This window comes from Natronosporangium hydrolyticum, from assembly GCF_016925615.1.
Lineage (GTDB): Bacteria > Actinomycetota > Actinomycetes > Mycobacteriales > Micromonosporaceae > Natronosporangium > Natronosporangium hydrolyticum.
This window is the reverse complement of record NZ_CP070499.1, coordinates 2,332,545-2,348,144: the sequence shown is the minus strand read 5'-3', so window position 1 is coordinate 2,348,144 and position 15,600 is coordinate 2,332,545. Positions and strand designations below refer to the sequence as shown.

Here is a 15,600-nt window from a genome sequence, read left to right as displayed (position 1 = left end):
CCGGTCAAGCGCCGCTCTGGATCGGGATCGCGGCCTGGGAGGCGGCGCCGACCGCGGCGGCCAGCGACCCGAGGGCGGCGAAGTGGATCCGGACCGGCCGGCCGGAGACCGGCGGCTCCGCCGCGACCGCCGCCTCGATCGCCGGGCGGAGCAGGTCCGGCGACTGGGCGAGGCCACCGCCGATCACCACGTCGACCACGTCGACCACCGCGGCGACCATCAACGCCGCCCGGGCGACTCCGGCGCCCGCCTCCCGGAACACCCGCCCGGCCAGCTCGTCCCCGGTCCGGGCGCGGGCGGCGACCTCCGCGGCCCCGTCGGTCAGCGGCGCCCCGCCACCCGCGAGGTAACGGCGGGCGACGCCGCGGCCGGAGGCCAGGGTCTCCAGGTGGCCGGCCTGTCCGCAGGTGCAGGGTTCGCTGCCGAAGCCGGGCATGTGGCCGATCTCGCCGGCCGCACCGCTACGGCCCAGGTAGAGCGCGCCGTCCAGCCACACCGCTCCGCCGACCCCGGTGCCGAGGGTTACCCCGAGGACGTCCCGTTCTGCCCGTACCGCCCCGAGCGTCGCCTCCCCGACCAGGAAGGCGTTGACGTCGTTCATGACGACGGCGGGCACCCCGAGCCGGGTCTCGAGAGCGGCCCGCACCGGGTAGCCGGTCCAGTCGGTGAACGAACTGGAGGCCGCCGTCACCACGCCGTCTTCGACCACCCCGGCGACCCCGGCGCCGGCGGCGTGGATCCGGCGTTGCTGGTCGGCGGCGAGCGTTTCGCCTAGCGCGGCGGCGGCCTCGACCATCGCCTCCCCGCCCGGCGGGGTGGGGATCCGGTCGTGGGCGACGACCGACCCGTCGGCGTCGAGCAGGCAGACCTTGATCCCGATCCCCCCGATGTCGATACCGAGGACGGTTACACCGGCCGTCACCGCTCACCTCCGCCGCCGGCACACGTACGCGCTGCGGTTCGCTGTGACCTCACCGGCCGCCCAGCCCCGCGGTGGAGATGCCCTTGACCAGGTGCTTCTGCAACAGAATCACGATCAGGGTGGTCGGGATCATGGAGATAATCGTCGCCGCCATCTGCAGGTCCCACCGGGTGCCGAACTGACCGGCGAAGGTCGCCAGGCCGATCGGCAGGGTGCCGAGTGAACCGTAGTCGGAGATGACGATCAGTGGCCACAGGTAGCTGTTCCAGAAGCTGATGAAGGTGAAGACGGTCAGCACCGCCAACGCCGGCCGGGCCAACGGCAGGATGATGAACAGGAACGTCCGCAGCGGCCCGGCGCCGTCCACCCGCGCCGACTCCTCAAGTTCAAAGGGGATTCCGCGGAGGAACTGGCGCATCAGGAAGGTGCCGAAGGCCGTGAAGGCGAACGGCAACACCAGCGACTGCGGGGTGTTGACCCAGCCGAACCACAGCATCAGCTGGTACATCGGGACCACGAGGACTTCCTGCGGCACCATCAGTGTGGCGAGGAAGATGATGAACACCAGGTCCCGCCCCCGCCAGCGGAGCCGCCCGAATGCGTACCCGGCGCAGGCCGACACCACCAGTACCAGGACGGTGCCGGCCACCGAGATCAGGAAGGAGTTCCGGATGTAGGTGACGAACGGTCCATACTGGAAGACCTCAAGAAAGTTGCTCCATCGGACCTCGGAGGCGAACAGGCTCGGCGGCGAAGCGAACATCTCGTGGTTCGGCTTGAGCGCGGAGAAGAACGCCCAGATCAGCGGGGTGGCGAAGATGAGCGCGGCGATGACCACGAAGGTGTGGGCCAGGACCGAACGGGCGGTGCTCCGACCGGTGTCGCGCCGGGGGACGCCGTGCCCGCCCCGGACCGGCGCCACGCCGACGCCTTTCGCTTCGACCACATCAGACCTCATAGTGCACCCACCGCTTCTGCGCACGGAACTGGACGGCCGTGAGCGTGATGATGAAGGCGAACAGAATCCACGCCGCCGCCGCAGCCAACCCCATCTGCTGGAACGTGAACGCCTGGTTGTAGATGAACATCACCAGCGGCATCGTCGAGTTGCCGGGGCCGCCGCCGGTGAGCAGCTGCGGTTGGGCGAAGACCTGCATCGCAGTGATCATGGTCATGACCGTGGCGAAGAAGATCGCCGGGGAGATCAGCGGCACGATCACCCGCAGCAGCATCCGGTACCCGTGGGCGCCGTCGATCCGGGCCGCCTCCAGCACCGACTCCGGCAGCTGCTCCAGCGCTGCCGAGAAGATCAGCATGTTGTAGCCCATGCCGGCCCAGACCGACATCACCACCACCATGACCATCGCCCAGGTGGGGTGGGCGAGGAAGTTCGGCAGGGTCACCCCGAACAGCGACGAGGAGGCGCCGCTGAGCAACCCGTTGGGCTGCAGCAGGATCTTCCACATCAGCACGTTCGCCACGATCGGTGTGACCACCGGCAGGAAGAACAGCACCCGGAAAGCTGCCCGTCCCCGGATCCGCGGCGCCAGCGCGAGCGCGAGCGTCAGCGACACGACCAGGTTCAGCGGTACGAACAACAACGTGAAGACGATCGTGTTCCGCAGCGCCGGAATGAAGTCGGGGTGGTTCTGGAACAGGTTGACGTAGTTGTCGAGTCCGACGAACTCGCGCTCACCGATGGCGGGCCACTGGTAGAAGCTCATCGCGATCGAGAGCACGACGGGGAAGGCGGTGAACAGGGCGAGGCCCGCCAGGGCCGGGCTGATGAAGCCCAGCGCCTGGCGAGTCTCGATCCGCCGCAGCTGATTGCCGCCGCGCCGACGTTTCGTCGAGCCGGTCAGCGTAGTCACAGCTTCGCACTCACGCTCGGTCACCCGCCGAACTGCTGCTGGGTCTGCTCCAGCAGCTCAGCGGGGGTCATCTGGCCTGCGTAGACGGAGATCAGGTTCGGCTGGATCGCCTCGTTGATCTGGGTCCAGTTGTCGGTGGAGTACTGCCCTTCCAGGTCGGTGAAGGCAGCCTCGAAGGCGGCCTCGACCTCGTCGCGGATCTCGTCGTCGAGCGCCTCGAAGTAGAGCGGCTGGGAGGAACTGCGGGCCGGGTAGGAACGCCCGGACGAGGCGACCTCATCCTGCGCGGCCTCCCCCACCAGCGCACCGAGCACCTGCAGCGCGGTCTCCGGGTCGTCGCAGTCAGCGCTGATCCCGTAGCCGGAGCCGAGGACCAGGCCGAGCCGCTCGCCGCCCTGGCTCGGCAGCTCGACCATGCCGGCGCGGAAGCCGGCGTCGTTGTTCAGGTACGTCACCGCGTTCCAGGTGCCGTCCAGCGCCACGGCGGTGTTGGCGTTCTGGTACTGCTCCTCGCCCCATCCGGTGTCCGAAGCCGACCCTGGCACGGCCGCGTAGCCCTCGTCGACCAGGCCGAAGTACCACTCGCTCGCCTCGACGAACGCCGGGTTGGTCAGGTCGAGCTGCCGGTCCTCGGTCACCGGCTGGACTCCCGACCTCGCGATCGGCAACGACATCCACTGGAACTCGGCCATGCCGACGCCGAAGCCCGGCTGGGCGTCGGTGGTCGCGCCAGCGATGGTGTCCTCGAAGTCGTCGAAGGTCCAGCCGGCAGCTGGTTCGGGCACCCCGGCCTCGTCGAGCATGTCCTTGTTGTAGTAGACGATCATGGTCGCCACGTCGTACGGAATGCCGTAGAGGTTTCCTTCGTGGCTCATGATGTCCAGCGAGCCCTCGGTGAAGTCGGCCGGGTCGATCCCCGCGGTGGCCAACTCTTCCTCGCCCAGCGGCAGGAAGGCGTCGGCGTAGTCGCCGAGCCGCTGGCCGTTCATCCCGGTGAGACAGGCCATCTCACCGGAGGATGCGCGCGTGGTCAGCTGGGTGAAGAAATCGTTCCACGGCGAGGTCCGTAATCTGATCTCGACCCCGGTCTCTTCCTCGGCGATCTCGACCTGGGCGCGCAGGGCGTCGACCTCGTCGTCGCCGCCGGCCCACATGTCGAAGACCACCGTGCCGTCGCCGTCCCCGCCGCTGTCGCCACAGCCGGCGGCCAGGAGCAGCGCGGCGCCGGCAGCGGCCGCCACCGCGGTTCGCGTTCTGTTTCTCATCTCTATTTTCTTCCTCACTCTGGGTTGGGGTTGGGTGCTGTCTCGGGGTTGCGACCCGGGCGAGTCACTCGTCGGTCAGCACGAGCTCGATGACGGGTACCTCGACCGCGGGTCGCGCGGTGGGCAGGTGGAGGGTGAGGGTGCCCGGCGGCTGTCCGCCCGGCACGGTGTTCCATGCCTGCTGGCCAGGGTCGATCTGGCTGCGACGAACCTCGGAGCCGTCGTGGAGGAACCGGGCGAAGCGCACCCGGTGGGCCAGCTCGGGCAGGTGCAGGTGGCCGAACGGCCAGACCAGGAGGTGCAGGTAGAGCCGGTCGCCGCGGCGGGTGAGCACGGTGCCGGGCGGCGCGGGCAGGCCGGCGGCGCCGGCACCGACCACCGAGCGACCGTGCAGCTCCATCCACCGGCCGATCGCCGCCAAGCTCTCCTGGTCACGTGGGGTGAGTGCGCCACGACCGTCGGGCCCGACGTTGAGGAGCATGTTGCCGTCCTTGGCGACGGTGTCGACCAGCATCCGCACCAGCAGGTCCGGGGACTTGAAGTCCAGATTGTCCCGGTCGTAGCCCCAGGAGCCGTTGAGCGTCTGGCACGCTTCCCACACCACGTCCCGGCCGTCGCGGCGCATCGGCGCGTCCGGCTGGTACTGCTCGGGGGTGACCAGGTCGGCGGGGATCCCGAGCCGGTCGTTCACGACGATGCCGGGCTGGAGCTCGCGGGTCATCGCGAGCAGCCGCTCGGCGTCCCAGTCCTGCGGCCCCTTCCCCTCCCAACCGTCCCGGGGTTCAGAGTAGGTGAAGTCGTAGAAGAGGTAGTCCAGTTTCCCGTAGCCGGTCAGCAGCTCGCCCACCTGGCCGTGGAGGAATTCCCGGTAGCGGGCCATGTCGCGGTGCTGGTTGCGTTCCCGGGCGTCCGGCAGGTTACGCAGCGGATGGTGGTAGTCGATCGTGAAGTCGGGGTGGTGCCAGTCGATGAGCGAGAAGTAGAGGCCCACCCGCAGGCCTTCGGCGCGGACCGCGTCGACGAATTCGCGGACCAGGTCCCGGCCGGTCACCTTGGTGGCGTTGTACTCCGACAGCGCGGTGTCCCACAGCGCGAAGCCCTCGTGGTGTTTGGCGGTGAGGACGACGTAGCGCATGCCCGCGTCCTTGGCGGCCCGCGCGATCGCGCGCGGGTCGAACCGGTCCGGGTCGAAGAACGGGGCGTGCTGCTCGTACTCCTCCGGCGGGGTCTGCTCGCGGGTCATCACCCACTCGTGCCGCGCCAGCGGACTATAGAGCCCGAAGTGGACAAATAGCCCGAACCGATCATGGGTAAACCACCCGGCCTGCTGTGACACAGTGATGCTCTCCTCCCCTGCCTCGCCGCCGCGGCGCCGAAAGTGGAGACTTAGTTCTGGACTGGACGAAGTTCCGACGGTACTGTCATAACCAAGGCACTGCCACTATAGGGTTCCCACGGCCGGCAGGGAAGGCTTGGCCAGGGAAAAGATGCGAGATCCAGGATTGGAGCGGCGAGTAATGAGGTGGCAACACTGGGTGCCATTAGTTCGAGATCGAAGGAAGTATCGCCGGTGGTGACGCACCGCATCGTGGAGCTCGTCTCCACCGGAGCCGCGACCTCGCGCGCCGACCTGGCGCGCACGCTCGCCATCTCCCCCTCGACCGTGTCACTACGCGTCCAGGAGTTGGTCGACGCGGGCGTGCTCTACGAACACAGCCACGGGGTTTCGCGCGGCGGCCGGCCGCCGCGAACGCTGCGACTGCACGACCACGGCGGCTATGTCGGCGTGGCAGAGATCGGCAGCCATCACGCCCGGGTCGGGATCATCGGACTCACCGGCCGGCTCGACCGCAGCGCCAACCTCACGGTCGACGCCACCGCCGGCCCCGAACCCACGCTACGCAGCTTAGCCAGCACCATGAGTGAGCTAGGTGTCGACGTACCCGGCGACCTGCGGGCCGTGGCGGTCGCGCTCGCGGCACCGGTCGACGCGCAGGCGCGTACCGTCGTGCAAGCCTCCCGGCTGGCCACCTGGAACGGCTACCCGGTGGGCGACTGGCTGGAGAAGCAGCTCGACGTGCCGACCGTGGTGGAGAACGACGTCAACGCCATGGCCCTCGGCGAACACTACGAACGCGCCGAACACGGCTTCGACTCGGTGACGGTCAAGGCCGGCAGCGCCATCGGCTCCGGCCTCATCGTCGACGGTCGCATCTACCGCGGCTCCACCTCCAACGCCGGCGACATCACCCACACCCGGGTCGCCAGCGCCGGCGACACCCCGTGCTCCTGCGGGAACCTCGGCTGCCTGGAGACCGTGGCCAGCGCCGCCGGAATCATCCGGCTACTGCGAGAACGCGGGGTGGCGGTCTCCGGCACCCCGGAGCTGGTGACGGTCGCAGGCCAAGGTCACGCCCAGGCGATGAGCCTGGTCCGCTCCGCCGGCAGGCACCTCGGCGAAGTCCTGAGCACGGTCGTCAACTTCGTCAACCCCGGCGCGGTCTACCTCGGCGGGGCACTGTCCACACTCGAGCCTTTTGTGGCGGCCGTCCGCAGCCAGCTCTACGAGGGGTGCCACCCGCTGGCCACCCGCGACCTGGTCATCGAACCCACCCGCACCGGGGCCGACGCCGGCGTCATCGGCGCCGGTCGACTCGCCCTCACCGCCGCCTTCGCCGACAGCGCAGCCGAAAGGACCCCATGAGTAGCCGTGCCACCCCGCTCCCCCGCGTCGCCATCGTCGGTATCGCGATCGAGTCCTCGACCTTCTCCCCGCACCGGGCCGGCCTGGCAGACTTCGTCGTACGGCGCGGCACGGAGCTGCTCGATTACTACCCGTTCCTCACACCCGGGCAGCCGCTACGGGAACGCGCCGAGTGGGTGCCGCTGATGCAGGCCCGGTCGATCCCCGGCGGCGCCGTCCGGGCCGAGACCTACCAGCAGCTGGAGCGGGCGACCCTCGACCTGCTCGCGGCCCACGGCCCATTCGACGGCGTTTTCTTCGACATCCACGGCGCCATGTCGGTCGAAGCACAGACCGACGCCGAAGGCGGCCTGGCCACCCGGGTACGCGAGGTGGTCGGCCCGACGGCGATGGTCTCGGCCTCGATGGACCTGCACGGCAACGTCACCCGGCAGCTGCTCGACGCGGTCGACCTGATCACCTGCTACCGGATGGCGCCCCACGAAGACGCGATGGAGTCCCGCGAACGCAGCGTTCGCAACCTACTCGACCGCCTCGACTCCGGCCGGCGGCCACACCAGGCGTGGGTGCCGGTCCCGGTGCTGCTGCCCGGCGAGAAGACCTCGACCCGAGTCGAGCCGGCCAGCCGCATCTACGCCGAGGTGCCGAAGGTCGAGGCGCTCGACGGAGTGCTCGACGCCGCGATCTGGGTCGGGTACGCCTGGGCGGATGAGCCGCGCTGCCGAGCCGCCGTCGTCGTGACCGGCGACGACCCGGAGTTGGCCAGCCAGCAGGCGGAGCGGCTGGCCCGCGCGTACTGGCAGGCTCGGGCCGAGTTCAGTTTCGTCGCGCCGGCCGGAACGCTCGACGAATGCCTGGCCGAAGCGCTCGCCAGCCCGGCCCGCCCGTTCGTCCTCTCCGACTCCGGCGACAACCCGACCGCCGGCGGCGCCGCGGACGTCACCTGGACCCTCGCCCGGCTGTTGGCACACCCCGCGTTCGCCACCGGCGAGCTCACCGGGGTCTACGCCGCCATCCCCGACGCCGCCGGCGCCCGGGCCGCGGCGGCGGCCGGCGTGGCCGCTGACGTGTCGATCACCGTCGGGGCCCGGGTCGACGACCGGCACCAGGGACCAGTGACGCTGACCGGCACGGTCGCACACGTCTCGACCACCGACCCGGTGGCCGGGACGGTCGCGGTCGTCGCCGTCGGTGGGCTGCGCGTGATCGTCACCGAGCGGCGCAAGCCGTACCACACGGCGGAGGACTTCTCCCACACCGGCATCGACCCGGCGCAGGCCGACATCGTGGTCGTAAAGATCGGCTACCTTGAGCCGTACCTGTACGAGTTGGCGGCGGACTGGCGGCTGCTGCTGACCCCGGGCGGGGTGGACCAGGACCTGCTGCGCCTGGGGCACAACGACATCCAACGGCCGATGTTCCCGTTCGACCCGGACATGCCCGACCCGGACCTGACCGCCGTAGTGGTGCCGCCGCGCGACCGCCGCACCCCCGGCCTCGTCCCCAGCCAGGAAAGGTAGGCCGGCCAATGGCGACGATCAAGGCGCTCGACACCCACGACCTCAGATTCCCCACCTCCCGGCAGCTCGACGGCTCCGACGCGATGAACCCGGACCCGGACTACTCCGCCGCGTACGTCGTGCTGCGGACCGACGAGTCGACATCGGATGGTGAACCACTGGGCGGGTACGGGCTGGTGTTCACCATCGGCCGCGGCAACGACGTCCAGACCGCAGCCGTCGACGCGCTCCGCGACCACGTGGTCGGCACCGACCTCGACGAGCTCTGCGCCGACCTCGGCGGGTTCGCCCGCCGGCTCACCGGCGACTCGCAGCTGCGCTGGCTCGGCCCCGAGAAAGGCGTCATGCACATGGCGATCGGCGGCGTGGTCAACGCCGCCTGGGACCTGGCCGCCCGGCGCGCCGGCAAACCACTGTGGCGGTTCATCTCCGACCTGACCCCAGACGAGATCGTGGCGTGCATCGACTGGCGTTACCTCACCGACGCGCTCACCCCCGACGAGGCCCGGGCGATACTGACCGCCAACCTGGCCAGCCGGGACGCCCGGCGAGCCGAGTTGGCCGAGCGCGGCTACCCGGCGTACACCACCTCACCCGGGTGGCTGGGCTACTCCGACGACAAGCTGGCCGCGCTGTGCCGAAGCGCCGTCGCGGACGGCTACCGCACCATCAAACTCAAGGTGGGGCGCGCGGTCGACGAAGACCTACGACGGCTGCGGGTGGCGCGGGCGACGGTCGGACCTGAGGTGCGGCTGGCGGTGGACGCAAACCAACGGTGGGATGTGGCCGAAGCCGTCGACTGGTTGACCGCCCTGGCCGGCTTCGACCTGGCCTGGGCCGAGGAGCCCACCAGCCCGGACGACATCCTCGGGCACGCCGCTATCCGGCGCGGCGTCCAGGTTCCCATCTCCACCGGCGAGCACACCCAGAACCGGATCGTCTTCAAACAGCTGTTGCAGGCCGAGGCGGTCGATCTGATCCAGATCGACGCCACCCGGGTCGGCGGCGTCGACGAGAACCTGGCGATCCTGCTGCTGGCCCACAAGTTCGGCGTCCCGGTCTACCCGCACGCCGGCGGGGTCGGTCTCTGCGAGCTGGTGCAGCACCTGGCGATGGCGGACTTCGTGGCGATCTCCGGGTCCATGCAGGACCGAGCCATCGAGTACGTCGACCACCTCCACGAACACTTCACCGACCCGGTACGCATCGTGGCCGGGCGATACCAGGCGCCCACCGCCCCCGGGATGGGCGGCCGACTCACGGAGCGGTCGGTCGCCGAACACTCCTATCCGGACGGCCCGGTGTGGCGCGTCGCCACCACGGAGCAACCAGAAGGAGGACGGTGACTATGCGCGTCGCCCTACACACCCGGGTCAAGGCCGGCCGCGAAGACGACTACGACGCCGCCCACCGGGAAGTGCCCGCCGACCTGGTCCGGGCGATCCGGGCGGCCGGCGCCACCAGCTGGACCATCTGGCGCAGCGGCCAGGACCTCTTCCATGTCATCGAATGCGACGACTACGGCGCGCTGCTCGCGTCCCTGGTGGAGCTGCCGGTCAACATCGCCTGGCAGGACCGGATGGCCGAACTGTTGGCGGTCAGCCATGACTACTCGACCGACGGGGCCGGCGCCGGGCTACCGGTGGTGTGGGAACTCGGGGCCGAATCGGTCGACTGAGGACTCGCCCCGCCCGCCGCCCGGCCGCACCTGGCCGCCCGTCAGGTGAGCGCGTCGACCGCGGCGCGGGCAGCGGCGACCACCGCTGGGTCGGTGGTCACGAACTCATCCTCGCCGCCGCCAGGCCCGGACGGGCCGGCGCTCACCGCCCGGCCGGCGCTGAGGTGGACGGTGTCCGCACCGGCCCGGGCCAGCGCCGCGAAGTGCTCGGGGCGAACCCCGCCACCAGCCACAATCTCCAACCGCCCGGCGGCGGCCGCGGCCAGCGCGGCGATCGTGTCCCGGCCATCCGGGGCCCGCTCCGCCCCACCCGAGGTGAGCATCCCGGCCACGCCCAGCTCGAGTAGCTGCGCCACCAGCGCGGCCGGCGCCACCCAGCCCTGGCCGAGGAGCACATCGACGCAGCGGTGGACGATCACCGGCGCCCCCGCCGCGGCATGGACCAGCGCCCGCAGCACCGCCCGGTCGAGCCCGTCGTCGGTCAACGCCCCGACCACCACTCCCTCGGCTCCGGCGGCGACCGCCGTCGCCACATCTCGGACCATCGTGGCCGTCTCGGTGGCGGTATACCGGTAGCCTCCGGCGCGCGGACGGATCAGCGCCCGCACCGGCACACCGAGCGCCACCGCCTGCTCGACCAGCCCCTGGCTGGGGGTGAGCCCGCCGACCGGCAACGCCTGGCACAGCTCGACCCGGTCGGCGCCGCGCGCCTGGGCGACCCGGACACCCTCGACATCCTGGGTGGCGATCTCAAGCCGCACGATGCTCCTCACCACGATGCCGGGCTCCTCACCACAACTGCCGGGCAGCCGGCCCGGTCGGATCCGATAACCGGGGCAGCAGTCACTCGCGTGAGTCTACGCGTCCAGTCGACGTCCAGCGGTCGTCCAGCCGTCGTCCATTAAGGTGCCGGAAGGTCTTGGCATGCGTGCGAGCCTCGACCCGTTGCCGCTGCGAGAGCTGCTTGCGCTGCTGCTCGCCGGCGCGTCCGGAGACGGCTGGCAGGTGCGCGAGGACGACCACTGGTGCCACGTCACCCCCCGCAGCCACCCGGCCCGGGTGCAAGGCTGGAAGCTGCACATCTCGGCCACCTGGCTGAGCGCCCCGACCGTGCTGCACCGGGCCGCTCAGGTGCTGCTGGGCCGGTCGTGTGCGTTCAAGTTCGCCGGCTCCATGCGCCGGGTCATCGAGCTGACGAGCAAGAACGCCGAACGGTCCCAGGCGGGCAAGTTTATCACTGTCTATCCTCGCGACGACGAGGAGCTGCGGGCGCTGGCCCCGATCCTGGACCAGGCGACCGCGGGGCTGCCCGGGCCGGCGGTGCTCTCCGACCGCCCGGTGCGGCCGGGCAGCCTGGTGCACTACCGGTACGGCACCTTTCACGGCGTACCGGTGCTCACCAACGACGGCTGGTTCGAGTCGCGATTGGAGGCCCCGGACGGTGCCCTGGTGGCGGATGCCAGACGACCGTGGTTCAGCCCGCCGCCGTGGACCACACTCCCGTTCGAGGGGAGCCCGGGCCGGTCCGCCGATCGGCCCGCCAAACCAAGGCCGGTGCTACTAGATGGCCGGTTCCGGGTGGCGAAGGCGCTCACTCAGACCGCGCGCGGCGGTGTCTACCGCGCGGTGGATCAGCAGACCGGCGCGCGGGTGGTCGTGAAGCAGGCACGGGCCCACATCTCTGGGCTCAGCCACGTCGGCGACGCGCGGGACGCGTTGCGCCACGAGGCGGAGATGCTCAGCCGGCTCGCCGGGGTGGCCCCAGCGGTGGTGGCGCTCTTCGAACAGGGCGACCGGCTGTTCCTCGCCGTCGAGGAGCTGACGGGTCAGCCGCTACGCGGGTGGGTTCGAGCCCGTTGGCAGGCAGCGCCGGACACCGGGCTACCCACCGACGAGGCGGTGGCGATCGGCCGGCAACTGGCCAACCTGGTCGAGACGGTGCACCAGCAGGGCCTGGTCTTCCGGGACCTGACCCCCGGCAACGTGATGGTCGCCGACGGCGGCGAGCTGCGGCTGATCGACGCCGAGTTGGCGACCCCGCCCGGTACGTGGGTGGCGCAGGCGCACACTCCGGGCTTCGCGGCCCCGGAGGTGCTGGCCGGGCCGGCGGTCGGCCCGGCTCCGGGGCCGGCGGCGGACCACTTCGCGTTGGGCGTGTTGTTGTGCCACATCGTCACCGGCGGTCCGGCCGCGTTACCGCCGGACACCCCGACCAGCGTCACCGATGGCGATACCGCGGCCGGCCGGTCGATCACGGATCGGCTCACACTCTTGCTCCGCTACGCCGCAGTGGACAATCCGGCAGCGGCCCGGCTCGCGCCGGCGATCCTCGGCCTGACCGCGGCCGACCCGGCGCAGCGGTGGGACCTCGACCGGCTCCGCGGCCACCTGTCGGAGCCAGCGCCGGCCGCGCCCGCACCGGCCGACGGTGCCGCCGCCGCTGGCCGGCTCTGCCCCGACCGGCAGGCGCAGCTGCTCACCGACGGCGTCGCCCACCTGGTCACGGCGCTCGCCGCCGCCCCCGGCGAACGGCTAATCCGCAACTCGCCGCAGGTTGCCCGCGCCGACCCCGGCAATGTGCAGTACGGCGCCGCTGGGGTGCTGGGCGTACTGGTACGCGCGAACGAACTGCTCGACGCGGCCGACCTGGCGACCACCGTGACCCGGGTTGCCCGGTGGCTCGACGCCCGGCGGACCGCCGTACCCAAGCTCTTACCAGGTCTCTACTTTGGGCGTTCCGGCACCGCCTGGGCGCTGCACACGGCGGCCCGGCACCTGACCGACGAGGCGATGGCGGAGCGCGCCCTGGAGCTCGCCGCGGCGATCCCGGTCGAGTGGCCAAACTGCGACATCACCCATGGCACCGCTGGCGCCGGCATGGCCAGCCTGCAGTTGTGGACCCAGACCAAGGAGCCGGCGTTCCGGGCGCGGGTCGACACCGCCGTCGACCACCTGCTCGAACGGGTCGAAGTCAGCACCGATGGTGACGTCTGCTGGCGGGTGCCGGCCGACTTCGACTCCCGCCTAGCCGGCGCCGCCAGCTACGGATTCGCCCATGGCGTCGCCGGGATCGCCACCTTCCTACTCGCAGCCGCTCGCGCCACCGGCCGCGCCGACGCGCGTACCCTTGCAGTCCAAGCAGGACAGACGCTGGTACGCGCGGCGGTACGGCGGGCCGGCGCGGCATACTGGCCGAACGAGCTGACCGGCCCCACCGACGCTGACCTGCGCTACCACTGGTGCCACGGCGCCTCCGGGGTCGGCACCTTCCTGGTCCGGCTGTGGCGCGAGACCGGCGAAGAGACCTATCGGGAGTTGGCGCACGAAGCCGCGGTGATGGTGCGGCGGGGCCGCTGGCTGGTCGGCACCTCCTACTGTCACGGGCTGGCCGGCGACGGCGAATTCCTGCTCGACCTGGCCGCCGCCAGCGACCCTGGGGCTCCCTACCACGGCTGGGCAGCGGAGTCCGCGGCCTGCCTCTACGCCCGCCACGCCCGCCGCGACGGCCGGATGGTGGTCTCGGATGAACTGACAACCCGGCTACCCCTCGACTTCGGCACCGGGCTCGCCGGCGTGGTCGGATTCCTGCTCCGGCTGCGGCACGGCGGACCGCGGTGGTGGCTGTGCGACGTCCCGGAGCAGCCATGAGCGGCGCCACTCGACACCGGGTCACGATCGGGTTCGCCAGCGACGGCCGGCGCGCCGCTCGGCTCGCTGCCGACTCGGCAGATGCTGGCCGGGTAGCTTCGTGGACGCTGACTCCCCACGGGCCCCACCGCGGGTTCTCGGCGACCGTGACCGGCGCGGCGACCGGCGCCCAGGCGCTACCGCTGCCCGGCGACCGGCTGCTCTACGCGAAACTAACCCCGACCGGCCGGCAGCTACAGCTGCTCGCTCGGCGCGGGGTCCTCGCCGCCGCGCCCGCACCCGCGTTGCGCACCCTCGTCGCCGACCCCACCGGCGCAGCGATCGGCGTCGGTCCGACCGCTGGCGGCGGCACCGCGCTCTACCGGATCGCCGACGATCTCACCGGCGCCAGCGCCGACGACGGGCCGGTGGCGCGGTTTCCTGCCACGCTGCACGGCCCGGCCCTGGTCGTCGGCGCGCGGCTGCTGTTCCACGCCCGGATCGGCGGGCGGACCACCCCGGTCTGGTTCGACCCGCAGACCGCGACGCTGACCCCGTGGCTGCTGCCCGGGCCGGCTGGCCACACGGTGCCGGTCTGCGCCACCGGTGACCAGGTGGTGCTCGCGCTCTCGACCGAAGCCCGGAGCCGGCTGGTGGTGGCCGCGCCGGGCCGGCCGGGCCTGCTGCAGCCGATCGAGGATCTGGCGGTGCCGGCGGGCCGGGTGCGACCGCTCGCACTGCGCCCCGACGGTGCCGAGCTGGCGCTGCGGGTCCGCATCGGCGTCCGTTACCGGCTGCTCCTGCATCACCGGCACGCTGGCGAGACCCGGGAGGTGGACCTCCCGCCCGGGACACCGGACCAGGTGGCCGCCTGGACCGACCACGGGCTGTGGCTGGGGTTCAGCCCGACCACCGCACCGGCCGGACTTTGGTGGCTGCCACCAGGCGGCCGGACGCTGCTCCCGCCGCCGGGCACGCCGGTGGCGCGACCAGCTCAGGTGGAGTCGCTGCCGGGCCCGGCCGGGCCGATCGAGACGATCACCTACGGAGACTGGCGGGCCGCGGACCGGGTGGTGCTCGCACTGCACGGGGGCCCGGCCGAACACTGGCAGCTCCGGTTCGAACCGAAGCTACGGGCGGTGGCCGCCCGGGCCGCAGTGGTGGCGCCGAACCAGCGCGGCAGCACCGGCTACGGCCGCGACCATGAGCTCGCCATCCGCGGCGCCTGGGGCGGCCCGGATCTGGCCGACATCCTCGCCCTCGGCGCTCACCTTTCGGCGGTACGGGGCGACTGCGCCGCCCGGCCCAGCCTCTACGGGGTCAGCTACGGGGCGTTCCTGGCGCTCCTCGCGATGGCGGCCGAGCCGGAGTACTGGTCCGGTGTGGTCGCAGTGGCCCCGTTCCTGAGCGGTGCCGCGCTGCGGGCCGACGCTAACCCGCCGGTCCGGGCGCTGATCGACCGGCTCGACGGGGTGGCGCCGGTCGTCGACGAGTACGGAGCGCGGGATCTGCTACGGGTGGCAGCGGGGATGCGCGGCCGGGTGCTGCTGCTGCATGGTGCTCGTGACCAGACGGTTCCGGTGGGCCACTCTCGTCGGCTGGCGGCCGCGTTGTCGGCCGCCCCGGGTGTCGACCTGACCTACCGGGAAGTGGCCGAGGCCGGTCACGACCCGGTCCCGACCGATCCGGCGTCGCCGACGCTCGCTGAGCTCGTGCGGTTCCTAAGCCCGGACCCGTTGGACCCGCCGGACCCGCCTCACCCGGCGGCTCCGGCGACAACCGACCGACTGCCTGGCCGAGCTGCCGTCACCGACGATGATGCGGGTCGGCTGGCAGGGTGGCGGACGACTCCGGAAGGAGGTGAACAATATGGATCTCGAGCTGGAGTTCGAGCCGGAGGCGCTGGAGCTGCTGCCAGCCGAGGAGGGGCTGACCGGGGGTGACCTGAGCGGCTGCTACTTCGACAGCATGCTCTACATTCTGCCCTAGCACGTCTGGTGGGGGCCGAGCCTC

12 protein-coding genes are annotated in these 15,600 nt (G+C 71.5%); 6 read left to right on the top strand and 6 right to left on the bottom strand.

The features are described 5' to 3' along the window. Positions 1-4: 4 nt before the first annotated feature. From JQS43_RS10420 to JQS43_RS10400, 5 genes are all read right to left on the bottom strand, one after another. Positions 5-922, bottom strand: coding sequence for an ROK family protein (locus JQS43_RS10420; protein WP_239678865.1), 918 nt, complete (start codon positions 920-922; stop codon positions 5-7). A gap of 49 nt (positions 923-971) precedes the next feature. Beyond that, positions 972-1,880: a carbohydrate ABC transporter permease gene (locus tag JQS43_RS10415; protein WP_239678864.1), complete on the bottom strand. Its 909-nt coding sequence runs from the start codon at positions 1,878-1,880 to the stop codon at positions 972-974. Next, on the bottom strand, positions 1,870-2,817 hold the full coding sequence (locus JQS43_RS10410; protein ID WP_239678863.1) for a carbohydrate ABC transporter permease: 948 nt from the start codon (positions 2,815-2,817) through the stop codon (positions 1,870-1,872). The genes JQS43_RS10415 and JQS43_RS10410 overlap by 11 nt, the downstream gene beginning before the upstream one ends. Next, positions 2,814-4,058, bottom strand: coding sequence for an ABC transporter substrate-binding protein (locus JQS43_RS10405; RefSeq protein ID WP_239678862.1), 1,245 nt, complete (start codon positions 4,056-4,058; stop codon positions 2,814-2,816). The genes JQS43_RS10410 and JQS43_RS10405 overlap by 4 nt, the downstream gene beginning before the upstream one ends. Before the next feature lie 64 nt (positions 4,059-4,122). Continuing rightward, positions 4,123-5,400 carry an alpha-L-fucosidase gene (locus JQS43_RS10400; protein WP_275581088.1) on the bottom strand — a complete coding sequence of 426 codons (1,278 nt, stop codon included), beginning with the start codon at positions 5,398-5,400 and terminating at the stop codon, positions 4,123-4,125. 228 nt (positions 5,401-5,628) lie between these two features. Here JQS43_RS10400 and JQS43_RS10395 point away from each other — a divergent pair, with 228 nt between their 5' ends. Genes JQS43_RS10395 through JQS43_RS10380 form a run of 4 tightly spaced genes read left to right on the top strand, consistent with a single transcriptional unit; the run spans position 5,629 to position 9,960 of the window. Further along, a complete protein-coding gene (locus tag JQS43_RS10395; RefSeq protein ID WP_239678860.1) occupies positions 5,629-6,762 on the top strand; it encodes an ROK family transcriptional regulator in 1,134 nt (377 codons plus the stop codon). Continuing rightward, positions 6,759-8,282, top strand: coding sequence for a M81 family metallopeptidase (locus tag JQS43_RS10390; protein ID WP_239678859.1), 1,524 nt, complete (start codon positions 6,759-6,761; stop codon positions 8,280-8,282). Before JQS43_RS10395 ends, JQS43_RS10390 begins: the two co-directional genes overlap by 4 nt. An 8-nt stretch (positions 8,283-8,290) precedes the next feature. Next, complete coding sequence (locus JQS43_RS10385) at positions 8,291-9,628, top strand: enolase C-terminal domain-like protein (RefSeq protein ID WP_239678858.1); 1,338 nt, start codon at positions 8,291-8,293, stop codon at positions 9,626-9,628. Positions 9,629-9,630: 2 nt separating this feature from the next. Further along, positions 9,631-9,960 carry an L-rhamnose mutarotase gene (locus JQS43_RS10380; protein WP_239678857.1) on the top strand — a complete coding sequence of 110 codons (330 nt, stop codon included), beginning with the start codon at positions 9,631-9,633 and terminating at the stop codon, positions 9,958-9,960. Positions 9,961-10,001: 41 nt separating this feature from the next. Here JQS43_RS10380 and JQS43_RS10375 read toward each other — a convergent pair whose 3' ends face one another. Continuing rightward, positions 10,002-10,721, bottom strand: a complete 720-nt coding sequence (locus JQS43_RS10375) for a copper homeostasis protein CutC (RefSeq protein WP_239678856.1) — start codon at positions 10,719-10,721, stop codon at positions 10,002-10,004. Between the two features lie 163 nt (positions 10,722-10,884). On the opposite strand from JQS43_RS10375, the gene lanL reads away from it, so the two are divergent. After that, positions 10,885-13,608: a class IV lanthionine synthetase LanL gene (gene lanL, locus JQS43_RS10370; protein ID WP_239678855.1), complete on the top strand. Its 2,724-nt coding sequence runs from the start codon at positions 10,885-10,887 to the stop codon at positions 13,606-13,608. Then, positions 13,605-15,530, top strand: a complete 1,926-nt coding sequence (locus tag JQS43_RS10365; RefSeq protein WP_239678854.1) for a S9 family peptidase — start codon at positions 13,605-13,607, stop codon at positions 15,528-15,530. Before lanL ends, JQS43_RS10365 begins: the two co-directional genes overlap by 4 nt. Positions 15,531-15,600: the final 70 nt, after the last annotated feature.